Here is a 2,798-nt window from a genome sequence, read left to right on the forward strand (position 1 = left end):
AGTATAGGCTGGTGATTATTCTGCTGCGCGATTTGATTACCAATTTTGCGATTATTACTGTATTTGTTTTATTCGTTGAGCAATTTTTTATTATGACGAAATTGGATGAGAAACCGACGTGGTACTACAARGTTTATGTGGGGCTTACCCATGGCATCCTGGTCGTGATTCTGGTTAGTTTTGGCACGTTAATTGATGGTCAGATCGGTCTTAATTTTCGTGGTGTAGGTTTCCTGCTTGCTGCTTATTTGGGAGGATACCTATCCATTCTCATTACCTTCGCTATCTTATGGATATGGCACTTCACGATGGACGGCTATATCCAGACTCCGCTGCTGTTCATTGGACTTGCTGCCATCCTGGGAACTGGCTTTATTTTCTCGAAACTACGCTCTTATTGGTCCAAATGGTTATTAGGCGGAACGTTCTTCTATGTGTTCTATTATGGAATGATCTGGGCCGTTTACCGGACGCCGTTTCAATTTATTTGGAAATACCTCACCTACCAAATGATGTGTGTGGTGGTTGTGGCCTGCTTTCTCGCTTATCTGATTCGTAACAGGGAGTACAAGCTGCAGATCCGCCAGGTAGAGCAGGAACTCATTGATATGCTGCGCTTTCAAGCGGGTTATACGTTTAAATTTCATAAGCGCCGGGACCATTTTGTATATATATTGATTGAGGGTCAATTACTTTATCAGCTGGGTCYGAGACCGAGTCAGTTTATAGGGAAAAAGGCGCATGAAGTCAATATATTAGGAACTAAGTTTACGGAGTTTCTGCAGCCATACTATGAGCATGCGTGGTCGGGGGAACGAGTTACCTATGAATATGACTGCCAAGGCGTTGCGATTCTCGTAACCTTGCAGCCTATCTATAAATTTGGTGCGGTTAGCGAAGTCATCGGATCAGCGGTGGATGTTTCGGAGCATCGTGCTGCTCAGATGAGAGCAAGGGTCAGAGACGAGCAGTTCCGTACTTTGGTAGAAAATTCAGAGGATTTTATTTTCAGATTTCGACTAGATGGAAGCGTTGCCTCGGCCAATTATAAAATGTATCAAACCTACCAGCTTACACCTGATCAGGTAAAAGGAAAGCAATTGACCGATGTGATTCAGATGGACAATCCTACGAAATGGGAGCGCTTCTTCACACAATCGATCATCAACGGCAAGACGCAGCAATTCGCTATTAATTTCTTGCTGCCGGACGGTGCCGAGCATGCCTATAACGTCACTTTATCGCCCCTATTCAATGAGAAAAGAACGGAAATCATCGGGGTTACCGGTACGGTTCATGATATTACGGATCTCAAGAAACGCGAGGAAGCAGATGAATCTAACCGGGCGAAAAGTCAATTCCTGGCGAGGATGAGTCACGAAATTCGTACGCCACTGAACGGTATTCTGGGGCTGTCCCTTCTGCTGCAGCGAACCGAATTAACACCACTGCAGAAGGATTATTTGAGTAAAATGGATGCCTCTTCGAGTGTCCTGCTGGCGACGATTAACGATATTCTGGATTTTTCAAAGATTGAAGCGGGGAAATTAATTTTGGAAAAGGTGGACTTCTCCCTGGAAGAATCGCTCCAAAAGGTTGCCGATCTAGCGAGCGTATCACTCGGCAATAAGCGAATAGAGATTTTGCTGGATACGTCAGAGGATTTGCCCGATATCGTTAGCGGAGACTCTTTTCGATTAGAGCAAGTACTTATCAATTTATCGAATAATGCCATCAAATTTACGGAACAAGGTCACATCCGGCTGCAAGTACAGCTTGAGGAATATGCCGAGGAAGGCGTCATTATATCTTTTGCTGTGGAGGACACGGGGATAGGCATCTCTAAGGAGCAGCTATCACAGCTATTCCTGCCTTTCTCGCAAGCGGATACATCGACTAGCCGGAGATATGGAGGCACAGGGCTGGGGCTTGTTATCTGCCAGCATTTGGTGCAGTCCATGGGAGGCGTGTTGAGGGTTGAGACCACGCTAGGAGCAGGAAGCCGGTTCTACTTCAGTCTCTTGTTCGGACGAAATAAGCAGACAGAGGATGACATGTATCTTCATTACAGGCAGCATCTTCTGCCTCAAGAAAACAAGAAGGTGCTGGTTGCCGAGGATCATCCGATTGCTGCTCAGCATGTATCCGATTTGCTGAGCTCCTTTGAGCTTGAGGCGAAGACGGTTCTGGCGGTTTCTGACCTTTTAGCGGCGTTGGAACAAGGAGAGGGAGGAGCAGGCGAGTCTGCTTTCCGTTATATTCTATTGGATATGCAAATGGATCCCATGCAGCATCAGGCGATTTGGCAGCGTGTGCTGAATGCGGTCGACCGCTCAAGTACCCATGTAATCGCGCTCACGACGCTGGAAGGCAGAGAAGAAATGTGCGAGCTCCCTGACGTTTTGAAAGCGGATGCTGTTCTGGTGAAACCGGTAAGCAGGTTGTCGCTGCGCAAAGTTTTGCAGGTACTCAGTGGGCAGAAGCCCTATCCCAAGAGGTGCGATCGCAGTAAGGAGCAGTCTATGGCGGAGGGAACGCTTTTCCAGTCCAAGGGGCACATTCTGRTGGCGGAGGACAATGAAATCAATCAATTGGTGATCACGCAGCTCCTGCAGCAATTGGGCTACGAAGTGGTTATCGCGCAGAATGGCTATGAGGTTCTGGAGCGGGTGGGACAGCAAGCCTGGAAGCTTATTCTTATGGATATTCATATGCCGGAAATGGATGGCTACGAGGCAACGCAGAAGCTGAGACAGCTGAAGCCAATGCAGCGAATTCCGATCATCGCGCTTACTGCC

The 2,798-nt window shown here is 47.4% G+C and carries 1 protein-coding gene; it reads left to right on the top strand.

The window, feature by feature from the left end; genetic code table 11:
* On the top strand, positions 1–2,798 hold a 2,798-nt coding region (locus tag AC1DUA_RS32545; RefSeq protein WP_477503675.1), incomplete at both ends, for an ATP-binding protein.

This window comes from Paenibacillus sp. 01T422, assembly GCF_056398785.1.